We start from the raw sequence: 13,948 nt of genomic DNA on the forward strand, positions 1-13,948 counted from the left end.
AAATGACCGCCAGCCTCATCAACCGGAAAAGCTGAACCGATGCAGGACACATTGATTTTTGAACGCCGGTCGCTGAACGCGGCAAAATGGGCCAGCCTGTTCATGGCGGGTGCCGGGGTTGTGGCCGGGTTGCTGGCAAACTCCGATGCGCTGTTGCTGGACGGGCTGTTCTCGGGGCTCAATTTCGCAACGGCTGTGGTGGCGGGATGGGTCGCCGCCTCGATCCGACGGGCCCCGGACCAGAACCGCCCCTTCGGATACGAGATCGACGAATCCGTCTTCGTGATGTTCCGCAGCCTGCTGCTGTTCGGGATCATCCTGATGGCGGCTGGTTCGGCGGTGAACAGTCTGCTGGTCTATGCCAAGACGGGCGAAGCCGCGCCGGTGGTTCTGGAATGGATCCTGATCTATGCCGGGTCGATGGCGGCGATCTGCCTGGCGCTGTTCGCCTATCACCGCTGGAACTGGCGCCGCACGGGAAAGACCAGCGATCTGCTGCGGGTCGAGTCCCGGGCCGCGATGGTCGACGGGGTGCTGAGCCTTGGGGCCGGGGCGGCGTTTTTTGCGATCAACCTACTTGAGGGCGGGCCGCTTGCCGGTCTGGTTCCGGTGTCGGATGCGCTGGTGGTGTTGCTGCTGTGCCTGGCGCTGCTGCCTCAGCCGATCAAGGTATTTCTGGGCGCGCTGCGCGATGTCGTGGGTGTGGCGCTGCCGGTTGATGCCCGGGCCGAGATCATTGCGCAGGCCCGCCGGATCTGTGCCGACAGCCCGTTTCAGGTGCTGGACGTGGCGACGGTGCGCAGCGGGCGGGCACTGTTCCACCTTGTCTATCTGAAACCCGCCGAACCCGTGACGATCGAAGCCTTCGAGGCCGTCCGCGACCGGCTGGCCCAGGCCGCAAGCCCGGGCCGGGTCGCGTTGACACTGGCCTCGGACCCGCCGTTTGGTCCGGCCCCGCGCGCTCAGTAATCGGCGACCAGCAGGAATTCGGGCGCGGTGTCTTCCTCGATCGTGGCAAAGCGCGGGATCGGCTGTTCGAACACGTTATCGGTGCGGTCGTCATTGACGGTCGAGACTTCGCCGATCAGACAATCGCCCTTTTCCGCCCAGAAGGCGTGCCAGATGCCGGGCATCAGCGTGACGCTTTCGCCCGGTTTCAGGCGCAGATGCTCGCCCGGCTGGATGGTCACCGGGCAGGCGTCGCTGGGTACGGTGACGGGGGTATCGCGGTCGATGCTGCCATCGGGGGCCGAGGCGTAGATCTCCATCACCAGATCGCCGCCGCCGCGGTTGATGATGTCCTCGGCCTTGACGATGTGGCGATGCATCGGCGACAGCTGTTTGTCACGCGAAATCAGCAGCTTCTCGGCATAGAGCATACCCCGGCCCGCGCTCAGGTCCTTTTCGTCGCCATTGCGCAGGGTGAACAGGAACAGGCCCAGTTCATCGAACTCGCCCTGGCCGTAATCGGTGATGTCCCAGCCAAGACCACGGGCGCGGATGCCGGCGGCCTGCGGGCTGCGCATCTGCTCGGGCGTCCAGTCGGCAAAGGGCGGCAGGGCAAAGCCGAAAGAATTGATGAAGGCCTGCGCCTCGGCCTTGATGCGGTTGATCTCGGATCGTTTCATATCGGTGCTTTCGATGAATTACAGCTCGTGCGCCCAGGGCGGGTTGGCGCCGGCGCGGGATACGGTGACGGCGGCGACCTTGCCGCCCAGCTCCAGCGCGGTGCGCAGGTCGTCGGGCGAGATCGCACGGAGCGCCTGTTTTGTCAGCAGCCCGGCGCGGTGCAGTTGCGCCAACACCCCGGCGTTGAACGTGTCGCCCGCGCCCACCGTATCGACCACCTGAACCGGCGTGACCGGCACCGAAACCGTGCGGCCATCGGCCAGATACCCGGCCGCGCCCTGACTGCCGCGCGTGACGATCACCACGGCGGGGCCGGCCTGCAGCAGCAGCGGCACTTTTTCCTCCAGCGTTTCAGGGCCGGGGACGATCCAGTCCAGATCTTCGTCCGAGACCTTGACGATGTCGGCCTGCGCGATCATCCGGTTCAGCCGGGTGCGATAGCGGGTCTGGTCCTGGATGAAACCGGGGCGGATGTTGGGGTCGATCATCACTGCGCGCTCGGCGCCGTGGCGGTCCAGCAGGGCGGCATAGGCATCGGCGCAGGGCTCGCAGGTCAGGCTGATGCCGCCGAAATACAGCGCCGAGGTCGCGGTCAACTGGTCCGGCATGTCTTCGGGGCGCAGCATCCGCCCGGCCGAGTTTTCATCGACGAAGGAATAGGTGGCGTGCCCGTCCTGCAGTTGCACGAAGGCCAGCGTGGTCGGACGGTCCGAAAGAACAACCTGCGAGCCATCCACATGACTGTCTTTCAGGGCTTGCGCCATTTGCTGGCCGAACATGTCGCTGGACAGCCCGGTCAGCATTCCGGCAGGCGCACCCAGCCGGCCCAACGCGATGGCGGTGTTGAACACCGCCCCGCCCGAATGCGGCACGAAACCTTGCGCGCCCGAAACCGTCGGCTCCGCGATCATGTCGATCAGGGCCTCGCCACAGCACAGGATCATGTCCCGGCTCCTTCCTTCTGCAAAGATCTGGCGGTGAGTTTACCGCGCGAGCGCATTTTTGCAGAAGTTGTTAGCGCCAACAATGCCAAATTCGGCCTGTTCCGACACATAAACGCCAAAGCCCTGCCGCAGCGCGTCGAACCGGCCTCCGGCGTTGAAGGCCGCTAGGAAGTCGTCGCCGAACAGCCAGCGGTTCTTCTCGGCCACGCCGCCCACCAGGAAGACGCCGCCCGTGGGCATCACGGTCACGGCCATGTCGCCCATCACGGCGCCCAAGTGGGTGGTGAAGATCTGCGCGGCGCGCATGGCGAGCGGATTGGACCCGTTCTGCGCGGCGTGCAGGATGTCCTTGGCGGGCAGGACGGGCGTGTCGGGCTGGCCTGCGGCCATGCCCAAAGCGCGATACAGGATCGGCAGGCCCGTGCCGCTGAGGAACATTTCGGCCTCGAGCGTCAGGCTGTCGCCAAAGAAACACTCGGGCGCGATCCGGCGGGCGGCTTCGAACACGTCCACCTCGTCGCGGGTGCGGGGTGACAGGCCGACATGGCCGCCCTCGCCCGAGACGGTGTGATAGTGGCCTTCGGAATACAAAAGCGCGCCGACGCCCAGCCCAGTGCCGGGGCCGACCACCAGTCGGGTGCCCTTGGGCGGGGTCGGGTCGCCCTGCAGGGCCTGCACGTCATCGCGGGTAATCTCGGCCACCGACCACGCGGCGGCGGTGAAGTCGTTGATGACAAAGGTGTGGTCCGCGCCGGTGGCTGTTGCAATGTCGGCCTCGGACAGGTCCAGATTGGCATTGGTCAGGCGGATCGATCCATTGCGCACCGGGCCGGCGCCCGCGGCGACTACGGCGCGCGGCGGCGTTCCGATCTCGGCGCACAGGTCGTGCAGGGCGGCCAGAAACTCGGGCAGGGTGCCGGTGGGCGATTTGCGCAGATCGGTGAGCGTGCCATTGGTGACGACCCCCAGCCGCGTGTTGGTGCCGCCGATATCGGCCACCAGGTTCCAGTGGTCGTGCATCGCGCCCCTGGGCTGCGCCATCGGGACCGAGACCGGTTCGCCTTGGGCCAAAGCCGCCTGCATCGCCCTGAACGAGGCCTTGGGGCGGCGTTCCAGCGTGTCGAAATCGACATCGACCAGGCCGAACCGCTTTTCGTATCCCAGCGCCCATTCGTAATTGTCCAGCAGCGACCAGATGAAATAGCCCTTGACCGGAACGCCTTGATCCAGCGCGTCCTGCACCGCCGACAGATGCTGATTCAGATAGTCGATGCGGTCGTCATCCTGCTGCCGCTCGGGGCTTGCCATGCCGTTTTCGGTGACATAGATCGGCAGATCGCCTGTGTAGTCCCGGGCCGTACGGGTCAGGAACCGGGTCAGCGCGCTTGGCTCGATCTCCCACCCCATCTGCGTCTTGGGCAGAGGGCCAGGCACCTCTTGCAGGCTGGGCCAGGGCGTGTCGGCGGGCGCGATCAGCTTGCGGGTATAGTAGTTCAGCCCGCACCAGTCGACCGGCGTGCCGATCGTGTCGAAATCATCCTGCCACCCGTCGGGCAGGTGGGCCTGCAGCCCCTGCAGGACGTTCTCGGGGTAGGCCTTGTTGAAAACACCGCCCAGGAAGAACCGGTTGTAGATACCGTCGTACAGATCGGCGGCTTCGCGGGCCTCGGGGGTGTCATCGGCAGGTTCGGCCCATTCCAGGTTGAACACCGCGCCCAGGTTCGACATGCCAAGGCCCCGCATCGCCTGAATCGCGCGGCCGTGGGCCAGAAGGACGTGATGCATGGCGCGGGCCGTGGCGCGGATGTCGCGCAGGCCGGGGGCGTGGTGGCCTTCGAAATGGCTCAGCCAGCTGACGCACCAAGGCTCGTTGATCGGGGCGACGCTGTACATGCGGTCGCCGATGCGGCCCATGATGATCTCGGTGAAATCGGCGAACCAGTCGGCGATGTCGCGGTTGCGCCAGCCGCCCAGATCAGCCAGCGCCGAGGGCAGCTCCCAATGATACAGAGTGGCGCAGGGGCGGATGCCGCGTTCCAGCAGGGCGTCGGCCAGCCGGTCATAATAGTCCAACCCGGCCTGGTTCACCGGACCGCGCCCTTCGGGCAGCACGCGCGCCCAGCTGGTGGAAAAGCGATAGCAGTCGAACCCGGCCTCGCGGATCAGGTCGAAATCCTGTTCGAACCGGTGCAGGTGGTCGCAGGCCAGATCGCCGTTTTCGGCACGCACAACGTTGCCGGGCGTGGCCGCGAAACTGTCCCAATGGGTCGGGCCGGCGCCGCCCTGTGCGTGGCCTTCGATCTGATAGGCCGAGGTTGCGACACCAAAGAGGAAGTCTTTGGGGAAATCAGCGCGGGTGTATTTCATGTTCAGAACCTGTTGGGGGCGGGACCGGTCGAGCCGCCGACTACCAGTTCGGCCTCGAGCAATCTAGTCTTGGCCGGATCGTGGGGTGCGCGGATGCGCTCGATCAGCATCTCGGCGGCCAGTTCGCCGGCGTGGCGTACCGAAGATCGGGTGGCGGTAAAGATCGGAACGTCCTGCCCGTTCTTCAGATAGGACAGGTCATCGTCATGGGCGATCACCGATACGTCGCGGCCCATTTTCAGCCCGGCCTCGTCCAGCGCGCGCCGCACCCCGATCGCCGAGATCATCGACGAGGTCAGGATCGCGGTCGGCGGATCGTCCAGCCGCAGCATGTCGCGGGTTTCGTGATGGCCATAGACTTCGGTCATCTCGGCGCTGCGCATCAGAGCCGGGTCGGGCGACAGACCGGCCTGTTTCAGCGCCTCGAGATACCCGTCGCGGCGCCTTTGGGCAAAGTCCATGTCCTCCAGCCCGTTGATCAGCGCGATCCGCCGGTGGCCCAGGTCGATCAGGAACCGGGTGGCGCGAAGGAACGAGCTTTTGTTGTTCACGTCGATCCAGTCATAGGGCACGCTGACGCTGGTCGACCGGCCATGCACGATGAACGGCACCTGCATGCGGGTCAGAACCTCGATCCGCGGCTCGTTCACTTTGGGGCCCTGCAACACTACGCCGTCGACTGCCCCGCGTTGGAACAGGCTGCGATAGGCGTCCTCGATCGAGGTGTCGTCAGCATTGGTGAACATCATGTCATAGCCGTGCTCGGCATATTTTTTGACCGCGCCGGCGACGAAATCGCCGAAGATCGGGTTCACCATCTCGTGGCGCGACGAGATGGGGATCACGTGGCCGATCACCATCGACCGACCCGTCGCCAGCCCCTTGGCGCGCGCGTTCGGTCGATAGCCATGTTTGGCCGCCGCCGCCTGAACCCGCATGCGAGTCTCTTCGTTCACCTCTGGGTAACCGTTCAGCGCGCGGCTGACTGTCGTCTGTGACAGACCCAGGATCTGAGAGAGCTGCTTGAGGTTCATAGCGGTTGCAAATCGCTTTCAATGCTTGTGTGCGCCCTGTTGTGTGGGGATTTGCCGCTTGCGTCAAGTTGTTTTGCAACTCTCTGCAGTATACCATGAAAACATGGGCGCAGGCGGCCCAAGTCAAAATCTAGCCATTGACAGGGCCAACATGTTAGCGGATAACGGCCACATTCAAAGCGCTTTGAAAACTGAGTCTCACACGCGCGGATACAGTTGGGAGGAAAATCAATGAAACACTCGCTTTTGGCAGGTGCGGCCACGTTTGCCCTGATGGCGGGCGCGGCGCAGGCCGAAAAGGTCACCGTGTTCGGCCCGTGGCTTGGCCCGGACCAGGAGAATGTCGAAAAGGTTCTGGACGGCTTTGCCGCGGCCACCGGTCATGAATATGCCTATGTCGGGTCGGACAGCTTCGAGCAGCAGATCCGCATCGACGCCGAGGCCGGATCGGCACCGAACATCGCCGTGTTCCCCCAGCCGGGTCTTGCTGCCGACATGGCGAAGGCCGGGTTTCTGACGCCGCTTGCTGACGGGACCGCCGACTGGATCCGGGACAACTATGCCGCGGGCCAGTCCTGGGTCGATCTGGGCACTTACGCTGGGCCGGACGGTCAGGATCATCTCTACGGCTTCTTCTACAAGGTCGATGTGAAATCGCTGGTCTGGTACGTGCCCGAGAATTTCGAGGACGCGGGATATGAAGTCCCGACCACGATGGAAGAACTCAAGGCCCTGACCGACCAGATCGTCGCAGATGGTGGCACGCCCTGGTGCATCGGCCTGGGGTCGGGTGGCGCAACTGGCTGGCCTGCGACCGACTGGGTCGAGGACATGATGCTGCGCACCCAATCCCCCGAGGATTATGACGCGTGGGTTGCCAACGAGCTGAAGTTCAACGATCCCAAGGTCGTGGCCGCGATCGAGGAATTCGGCGCATTCGCCCGCAATGACGACTACGTCGCCGGTGGGGCCGGTGCGGTTGCAACCACGGATTTCCGCGACAGCCCCAAAGGCATGTTCAGCTCGCCGCCGCAGTGCTACATGCACCGTCAGGCCTCGTTCATCCCGGCCTTCTTCCCCGAAGGCACGGTCGTGGGCGAAGATGCCGATTTCTTCTACTTCCCGGCCTATGAAGGCAAGGATCTGGGCAGCCCGGTTCTGGGCGCGGGCACCCTGTGGGCGATCACCAATGACAGCCCCGCCGCGCATGACCTGATCGCCTATCTGCAGACGCCCGAGGCGCATGAGACCTGGATGGCGCTCAGCGGTTTTTTGACCCCGCACAAGGGTGTCGATACCTCGGCCTTCTCGGACCCGACCCTGAAGAAGATGAACGACATTCTTCTGGGTGCGACCACCTTCCGCTTTGACGGGTCCGACCTGATGCCGGGTGCGGTTGGCGCAGGCACGTTCTGGACGGGCATGGTCGACTATGCCGGTGGCAAACCCGCGCAAGAAGTGGCCGACGAGATCCAGGCGTCTTGGGACGCGATCCAGTAAAGCCGTAAAACCGGGCAATCCGACCTTCGGGTTGCCCGACCCATTGTCGCCAGGGAGGGTGACATGCATCCCGCATTGCAAGGTCTGCTGACGATCGCCATCGGCGTATCCGCCTGCGTTGGTTACTTCTATCTGTCCAACCAGTTTCTGGACAAGATTCTGTTCCCGCCGCGCGGCCCGAACGCCGGGCGCAACATCAATCGGGCAAACATGGTCCGGCCATGGTTGTTTCTATTCCCCGCTCTGGTCGCGCTGGGGCTGTACCTGGCCTATCCTGTGGTGGAAACGCTGCGCCTGTCTCTGACCGACCGGGTGCCCGGCGGCGGATACGAATGGGTGGGTCTGGACAACTACGCCCAGATGATGGGAGAGCCCAAATTTTGGGAAGCGATGCGCAACAACATGCTGTGGCTGATCGTGGTCCCGGCGCTGTCGACAGCGTTTGGCCTATTGGTCGCCCAGCTGACCGACCGCATCCGTTGGGGCAATATCGCCAAGTCGTTGATCTTCATGCCGATGGCGATCTCGTTCGTGGGCGCATCGGTGATCTGGAAGCTTGTCTATGACACTCGCCCGGTCGAGCAGGACCAGATCGGCATGCTGAATGCCCTGTACATCTTCTTTGGCGGAACCGACCCGCAGACCTGGCTGACGATTCCGTTCTGGAACAATTTCTTCCTGATGATCGTGCTGGTCTGGATTCAGACGGGCTTTGCCATGGTGATCCTGTCGGCGGCCCTGCGTGGCATTCCCGAAGAAACGGTCGAAGCCGCCATTCTGGATGGCGCCAGCCCGTTTCAGATTTTCTTCAAGATCAAGGTACCGCAGATCAAGACCACGATCCTGGTGGTGTGGACAACGATCACCATCGTCGTGCTGAAGGTGTTCGACATCGTGTTCGCCATGACCAACGGCCAGTGGGAGACACAGGTCTTGGCCAACTACATGTTCGACAAGCTGTTCCGCGCCAATGACTGGGGCGTGGGCTCGGCCTCGGCCATGGTGATCATGCTGCTGGTGACGCCGATCCTGGTCTGGAACGTGCGCAACGCGCGCAAGGAAATGGAATAGGAGGGTGCGTCATGAGTGAGATCGCAGGAACCCGCCCGGCGCTCAGATGGGCCGTACATGCCTCGGTTCTGTTTCTGGTGGTGCTGTGGGTGGTGCCCACGCTGGGCCTGTTCATCTCGTCCTTCCGCACGGCGGACCAGATCGCGACCAGCGGCTGGTGGCGGGCGATTTTCCCGTCCGAGCAGAACCTGACGCTGCGCAGCGCCGCGCCCGACACCCAGGTGCAGGAAAACGGCCTGTATGTGATCGAGGGCAACCTGTTTGACGCCGGAACCACGGCGCGCATCTCGAAATGGGGCATCAGCTCGCGCGAGATCGATGCGTTTGAGCCGGGCCAGACGGCCGAGTTGCGCAAGGGCGGCACGGTCACCGTTCAGGCCAATGGCGACTACCGGATGGAGAACACCGAGGAATTCACCGGCAGCCGGGGCACGCGGGTCTTCGTGACCGCCGAACTGCCGCCCGAATTCACGCTGGACAATTACCACAAGGTCCTGCTGGCCGAGGACAGCACTGACAGCATGGCCAAGGCGTTCTTCAACACGTTGACGGTCACGATTCCGGCCACGATCATCCCGATCCTGGTGGCGGCTTTCGCGGCCTATGCGCTGGCCTGGATGGATTTCCCGGGCCGTGCGCTGTTGATCGCCGCGGTGGTCGGTCTGCTGGTGGTACCTTTGCAACTGGCGCTGATCCCGCTGCTGAAATTCCACCTGAACATCGGCATCGGCAAAGGGTATCTGGGCGTCTGGCTGGCCCATACCGGCTTTGGCATGCCGCTGGCGATCTATCTTCTGCGCAACTACATGGCCGGGCTGCCCCGCGACCTGATCGAGAATGCGCGGGTCGATGGCGCCACCGAGTTTCAAATCTTCACCAAGCTGATCCTGCCGCTGAGCTTTCCGGCGCTGGCCTCGTTCGCCATCTTCCAGTTCCTGTGGACATGGAACGACCTGCTGGTGGCCAAGGTGTTCCTGATCGACGCATCCGGCGAAACCACCGTGATGACCAACAGTATCGTCGAGCTTCTGGGCACAAGGGGCGGCAATTGGGAAATCCTGGCAACGGCCGCATTCGTGTCGATCGCGGTGCCGCTGGTCGTCTTCTTTGCAATGCAGAAATACCTGGTCCGCGGATTGCTGGCCGGTTCAGTCAAATAAGGGCGTGTGATGAACGTGCAGAACAACGTGGACCTCAAGCACTCAACCAAGACGGCGTCCGACTGGTGGCGCGGCGGGGTGATCTATCAGATCTACCCACGCAGCTTTCAGGACAGCAACGGCGACGGCATCGGAGACCTGCGGGGCATCACCCGGCGGTTGGACTACATCGCCGGTCTGGGGGTCGATGCGATCTGGATCTCTCCCTTCTTCAAGTCGCCGATGAAGGATTTCGGGTACGATGTCAGCGACTATCGCGCCATTGATCCGATGTTCGGCACGATGGAGGATTTCCAGACGTTGCTGGACCGCGCCCATGGTCTGGGTCTGCGGGTGATGATCGACCTGGTGCTGTCGCATACCTCGGACCAGCATCCGTGGTTCGTCGAAAGCCGCAGCAACCGCGAAAACCCCAAGGCCGACTGGTATGTCTGGGCCGATCCCAAGCCCGACGGGACCCCGCCCAACAACTGGCTGTCGATCTTCGGCGGCTCGGCGTGGCAATGGGATACGCGCCGGCAGCAGTATTACCTGCACAACTTCCTGACCTCGCAGCCGGACCTGAATTTCCACAACCCCGATGTGCAGGACGCGCTGCTGGACGTGGCGCGGTTCTGGCTGGACATGGGCGTTGACGGGTTCCGGCTGGACACGATCAACTTCTACTTCCACGACGCGCAACTGCGCGACAACCCGGCGCTGCCGCTGGATCAGCGCAACGCAACCATCGCGCCGATGGTCAACCCCTACAACCATCAGGACCACCTGTATTCCAAGAGCCAGCCGGAAAACATCGCCTTCCTAGAACGGCTGCGCGCCCTGACCGACCAATATGACGGCCGTGCCTGTCTGGGCGAGGTGGGCGATGCTCAGCGTGGGCTCGAGATCATGGGCGAATACACCCGTGGCGACAAGCGCATGCACATGTGCTATGCCTTTGAGTTTCTGGAAAAACGCCGCCTGTCAGCAGAATACACCAAGCATGTGTTCGACCAGCTTCTGTCCAAGGCCGGCGACGCCTGGCCGTGCTGGGCGTTCTCCAACCACGACGTACAGCGCCACGCCTCGCGCTGGGATCTGGACGAGGCCGGCATCCGCCAGCACGCGGTTCTGATGATGTGCCTGCGCGGCTCTGCCTGCCTGTATCAAGGCGAAGAGCTGGGCCTGCCCGAGGCCGACGTGCCCTTTGAGCACCTGCAGGACCCCTATGGCATCGAGTTCTGGCCTGAATACAAGGGCCGCGACGGCTGCCGCACGCCCATGGTCTGGGCCGCGCAGGACGAACAGTCAGGCTTTACCACCGGTGCGCCCTGGCTGCCCGTCAGCACCGCGCAGGCCGAGCGCGCCGTTGACCGGATGGACGCAGACCCGCGATCGGCGCTGAACCATTATCGTCGCGCCATCGCTTTGCGCCATGAGTATCCGGCGCTGATGTCGGGCACCCAGTCCGACATGCGCGAAACCGGCCCGATCCTCAGCTTCCTGCGCGAGGATGATACTCAGCAGGTGTTCTGCGCCTTCAATCTGGGCGATGGCGCCGCGGAAATCGACCTGCCCGAAGGCAACTGGCGCTGCATCGCTCAGGATCTGGGCGCTATCGAGGCGCAGGGCCGCGTCACGCTGGCGCCGTCGCAATTCTGCCTGATGGTCCGAGAGAAAGGGTAACCCATGTCCGAACTCAAGCTGACCGATGTCGCCAAGACCTATGGCAATGTCGATGTCCTCAAGGACATCAACCTCGAGATCGAGCGCGGCGAGTTGATCGTGTTCGTCGGCCCCTCGGGCTGCGGCAAGTCCACCCTGCTGCGGATGATCGCGGGTCTGGAGAAAATATCGGGCGGGACGTTGGAAATCGAGGGGCAGGTGATGAACGACGTGCCCCCGGCACAACGCGGCATCGCCATGGTGTTCCAGAGCTATGCGCTGTACCCACACATGACCGTGCGCGAGAACATGGCCTTTGCCCTGAAGATCGCCAGGATGCCCGCCGATCAGATCGACGCCGCGGTGAACCGCGCGGCGCAGATCCTGCAGCTGGATCCGTTTCTGGACCGGCTGCCCAAGGCCCTGTCGGGCGGGCAGCGTCAGCGGGTCGCCATCGGCCGGGCGATCGTGCGCGACCCCAAGGTCTATCTGTTCGACGAGCCGCTGTCGAACCTGGATGCCGCGCTGCGGGTGGCCACGCGGATCGAGATCGCGCGTCTGAAAGAGGCGATGCCCGACAGCACGATGATCTATGTGACCCACGATCAGGTCGAGGCAATGACCCTTGCCAGCCGGATCGTGGTTCTGGCCAACAAGGGCATCGCACAGGTTGGTACGCCGCTGGAGCTGTACGAGACGCCCGACAATGAATTCGTGGCCCAGTTCATCGGCTCGCCCGCAATGAACCTGCTGCCGGGCACGATCACCGGCACCGGTGCCACCACGACCGTTGCGTTGGACTGTGGCGGGACGGCAGTTTCGGCCATACCGACCGAGGACGCCGACGCCGGCAAGAAGGTCAACGTGGGTGTGCGGCCCGAGGATCTGGTGGTCGCCGACGGTGACCCCATCGTGACCGGGACCGTGGACTTTACCGAAGCGTTGGGCGAGGTGACGCTGCTCTATTTCGCGAAAGCCCCCGGCGCTGAGTCGGTGATCGGCAAACTGCCGGGCATCCATCGTGGCTTGCGTGGTCAGACGGTTTCGGTGACTGCCGCGCCGGAGAAGATCCACCTGTTTCATGACGGCCGGTCAATGCGCAAATAGCTCCGACCGCGTCGTGATTCTGGTCTGAATTCGTCGCAAATCGATTTTTGCGGCTGAAATGGTGCGCATCGATTAGGCGGCTGCGTAAAAAATTCGCGTGATCTCCCTTCGCGACATGAGGCCAGTTCCGATGCGCCGTTAGGTATCGTCGGCCCTTTTGATATATGATCCTTGCGCGAATTCCCGCAGAGTCGCGTGCTGTTTGGGCAGGCTCCGGGCTTGGGCTTCCGAGGGAACTGGACCTAAGAATTTCGCAAACTGTCACTTTTTGGACTGACGGGGCGACCGCAAAACTCTAACGTGACGCACGGATAAAAAACAAAACTCAGTCCAAACACGGGAGAAACACGAATGACCAAATCGTCAAACTTCAGCCGTCGTACGGTGTTGAAAGGGGCCGGCGCAGCTGCGCTGGCGGCACCTCTGTACAGCAAAAGCGCCCTTGCATCTTCGGGCGAAGTCAACATCCTGATGTGGTCGGATTACCTGCCGCCCAGCTTCATCGAAGAGTTCGAAACCCTGACCGGGATCAAGGTGAACTACACCGGAATTGGCTCGAACGAAGAGATCATCAACAAGATGAAGGCCACCAAGGGCCAGGGCTTTGATATCGTTTCGCCGACCAACAACCGCTCGCTGCAGTGGGAGCCGCTGGAGCTTCTGCAGCCGTTCGACATGAACAGGGTCCCGATCGACAAGGTCAACCCGGCGATGGCCAAGATCGGCACCGATGCCTGGAACTTTGGTGACAGCGGCGCGCATTGGCTGCCGCATATCTGGGGTACCGAAGGCATTGCCTATCGCACCGACCTGTGGCTGCCCGAGGGCGACGCTCCGTCCTATGGTGACGTCTGGTCGGAAGAAAACGCCGGCAAGACCATGGGTCGCGCGCATTCGATGATGTTGGGCGCGGGTCTGTACATGGAGCGCATCGGCGAGATGGAGCCCGGCTCGGTCTGGGCCGCATATGGCGACGAAGACACCATGCGCAAGGTCTGGGGTCAGATCACCGACTGGTGCATCGCCCGCAAGGACCGGATCAAACTGATCTGGAACGATGCCGACACCCAGAAGAACGGCCTGCTGAACGAAGGGGTTGTCGTCGGACAGACTTGGGATGGTCCGCCGCTGGCACTGAAATCCGCTGGCGAACCGGTGCACTACCAGGCTCCGGTCGAGGGTGCGATGGCTTGGGTCGACGGTATTTCGATGCCGACCGGCGCAACCAATATCGACCAGGTCTACGCCTTCATTGACTTCGCCTATCAGGCCAAGCCGGCCGGTGTCGCAATCGACAGCCACGGCTACAACTCGCCGGTTCTGGGTGCCGACCAGTATTCGGGCGACACCTACAAGAAGAACTTTGCCGAGGCCTATCCGGGCGACTCGCTGGCCAACCTGAACCCGTGGCCTGCCGAAGCACCGTGGTATGCCGAGACCCGGACCGAGTTCGTCAACAAGTTCAAGAGCGCCTGATCGCCTTGAGATCGCG

11 protein-coding genes and 1 pseudogene are annotated in these 13,948 nt (G+C 63.1%); 7 read left to right on the forward strand and 5 right to left on the reverse strand.

Going from position 1 to position 13,948, the window contains the following annotated elements; all coding sequences use genetic code 11:
* The first annotated feature begins 39 nt into the window (after positions 1 to 39).
* Positions 40 to 969, forward strand: coding sequence for a cation efflux transmembrane domain-containing protein (locus ACR0FC_RS14025; protein WP_170341812.1), 930 nt, complete (start codon positions 40 to 42; stop codon positions 967 to 969).
* Here ACR0FC_RS14025 and ACR0FC_RS14030 read toward each other — a convergent pair.
* The 5 genes and pseudogenes from ACR0FC_RS14030 to ACR0FC_RS14050 form a co-directional block, all read right to left on the reverse strand.
* Positions 963 to 1,628 carry a D-lyxose/D-mannose family sugar isomerase gene (locus ACR0FC_RS14030; RefSeq protein WP_170341814.1) on the reverse strand — a complete coding sequence of 222 codons (666 nt, stop codon included), beginning with the start codon at positions 1,626 to 1,628 and terminating at the stop codon, positions 963 to 965. The two genes, ACR0FC_RS14025 and ACR0FC_RS14030, sit on opposite strands and share 7 nt — an antisense overlap.
* A gap of 18 nt (positions 1,629 to 1,646) precedes the next feature.
* Positions 1,647 to 2,573: a carbohydrate kinase family protein gene (locus tag ACR0FC_RS14035; RefSeq protein ID WP_170341816.1), complete on the reverse strand. Its 927-nt coding sequence runs from the start codon at positions 2,571 to 2,573 to the stop codon at positions 1,647 to 1,649.
* A gap of 39 nt (positions 2,574 to 2,612) precedes the next feature.
* Entirely contained in the window at positions 2,613 to 3,656 is a 1,044-nt protein-coding gene (locus ACR0FC_RS14040; RefSeq protein ID WP_367646662.1) for a glucokinase, read from the reverse strand.
* A pseudogene (locus ACR0FC_RS14045) lies at positions 3,642 to 4,940 on the reverse strand (GH1 family beta-glucosidase); the annotation flags it as partial. The pseudogene ACR0FC_RS14045 and the gene ACR0FC_RS14040, both read right to left, overlap by 15 nt.
* 2 nt (positions 4,941 to 4,942) lie before the next feature.
* The gene (locus tag ACR0FC_RS14050) at positions 4,943 to 5,974 is read right to left on the reverse strand and encodes a LacI family DNA-binding transcriptional regulator (protein ID WP_170341820.1); all 1,032 of its coding nucleotides are present in this window, start codon (positions 5,972 to 5,974) and stop codon (positions 4,943 to 4,945) included.
* 231 nt (positions 5,975 to 6,205) lie between these two features.
* Between ACR0FC_RS14050 and ACR0FC_RS14055 the strand changes: the two genes are divergently transcribed.
* The 6 genes from ACR0FC_RS14055 (at position 6,206) to ACR0FC_RS14080 (ending at position 13,932) form a co-directional block, all read left to right on the forward strand.
* Positions 6,206 to 7,474, forward strand: a complete 1,269-nt coding sequence (locus ACR0FC_RS14055) for an ABC transporter substrate-binding protein (RefSeq protein WP_093963165.1) — start codon at positions 6,206 to 6,208, stop codon at positions 7,472 to 7,474.
* Positions 7,475 to 7,537: 63 nt separating this feature from the next.
* Positions 7,538 to 8,545 (forward strand): carbohydrate ABC transporter permease, encoded by a 1,008-nt coding sequence (locus tag ACR0FC_RS14060; RefSeq protein WP_093963164.1) that lies wholly within the window; start codon positions 7,538 to 7,540, stop codon positions 8,543 to 8,545.
* An 11-nt stretch (positions 8,546 to 8,556) separates the two neighbouring features.
* Positions 8,557 to 9,705: a carbohydrate ABC transporter permease gene (locus tag ACR0FC_RS14065; RefSeq protein WP_093963163.1), complete on the forward strand. Its 1,149-nt coding sequence runs from the start codon at positions 8,557 to 8,559 to the stop codon at positions 9,703 to 9,705.
* A gap of 9 nt (positions 9,706 to 9,714) precedes the next feature.
* Positions 9,715 to 11,370: an alpha-glucosidase gene (locus tag ACR0FC_RS14070; RefSeq protein ID WP_170341823.1), complete on the forward strand. Its 1,656-nt coding sequence runs from the start codon at positions 9,715 to 9,717 to the stop codon at positions 11,368 to 11,370.
* Positions 11,371 to 11,373: 3 nt separating this feature from the next.
* On the forward strand, positions 11,374 to 12,456 hold the full coding sequence (locus ACR0FC_RS14075) for an ABC transporter ATP-binding protein (RefSeq protein WP_170341825.1): 1,083 nt from the start codon (positions 11,374 to 11,376) through the stop codon (positions 12,454 to 12,456).
* Positions 12,457 to 12,807: 351 nt separating this feature from the next.
* On the forward strand, positions 12,808 to 13,932 hold the full coding sequence (locus ACR0FC_RS14080; protein WP_170341827.1) for an extracellular solute-binding protein: 1,125 nt from the start codon (positions 12,808 to 12,810) through the stop codon (positions 13,930 to 13,932).
* Positions 13,933 to 13,948 lie beyond the last annotated feature (16 nt).

This window comes from Ruegeria sp. BB9 (genome assembly GCF_056539345.1).

Excerpts from the sequence above, each read along its gene's own strand:
- ACR0FC_RS14040 (WP_367646662.1), bottom strand. The coding sequence starts at position 3,656 with ATGCAGGCGGCTTTGGCCCAAGGCGAACCGGTCTCGGTCCCGATGGCG.
- ACR0FC_RS14055 (WP_093963165.1), top strand. The coding sequence starts at position 6,206 with ATGAAACACTCGCTTTTGGCAGGTGCGGCCACGTTTGCCCTGATGGCG.
- ACR0FC_RS14070 (WP_170341823.1), top strand. The coding sequence starts at position 9,715 with ATGAACGTGCAGAACAACGTGGACCTCAAGCACTCAACCAAGACGGCG.
- ACR0FC_RS14050 (WP_170341820.1), bottom strand. The coding sequence starts at position 5,974 with ATGAACCTCAAGCAGCTCTCTCAGATCCTGGGTCTGTCACAGACGACA.
- ACR0FC_RS14030 (WP_170341814.1), bottom strand. The coding sequence starts at position 1,628 with ATGAAACGATCCGAGATCAACCGCATCAAGGCCGAGGCGCAGGCCTTC.
- ACR0FC_RS14080 (WP_170341827.1), top strand. The coding sequence starts at position 12,808 with ATGACCAAATCGTCAAACTTCAGCCGTCGTACGGTGTTGAAAGGGGCC.
- ACR0FC_RS14025 (WP_170341812.1), top strand. The coding sequence starts at position 40 with ATGCAGGACACATTGATTTTTGAACGCCGGTCGCTGAACGCGGCAAAA.
- ACR0FC_RS14065 (WP_093963163.1), top strand. The coding sequence starts at position 8,557 with ATGAGTGAGATCGCAGGAACCCGCCCGGCGCTCAGATGGGCCGTACAT.
- ACR0FC_RS14035 (WP_170341816.1), bottom strand. The coding sequence starts at position 2,573 with ATGATCCTGTGCTGTGGCGAGGCCCTGATCGACATGATCGCGGAGCCG.
- ACR0FC_RS14075 (WP_170341825.1), top strand. The coding sequence starts at position 11,374 with ATGTCCGAACTCAAGCTGACCGATGTCGCCAAGACCTATGGCAATGTC.
- ACR0FC_RS14060 (WP_093963164.1), top strand. The coding sequence starts at position 7,538 with ATGCATCCCGCATTGCAAGGTCTGCTGACGATCGCCATCGGCGTATCC.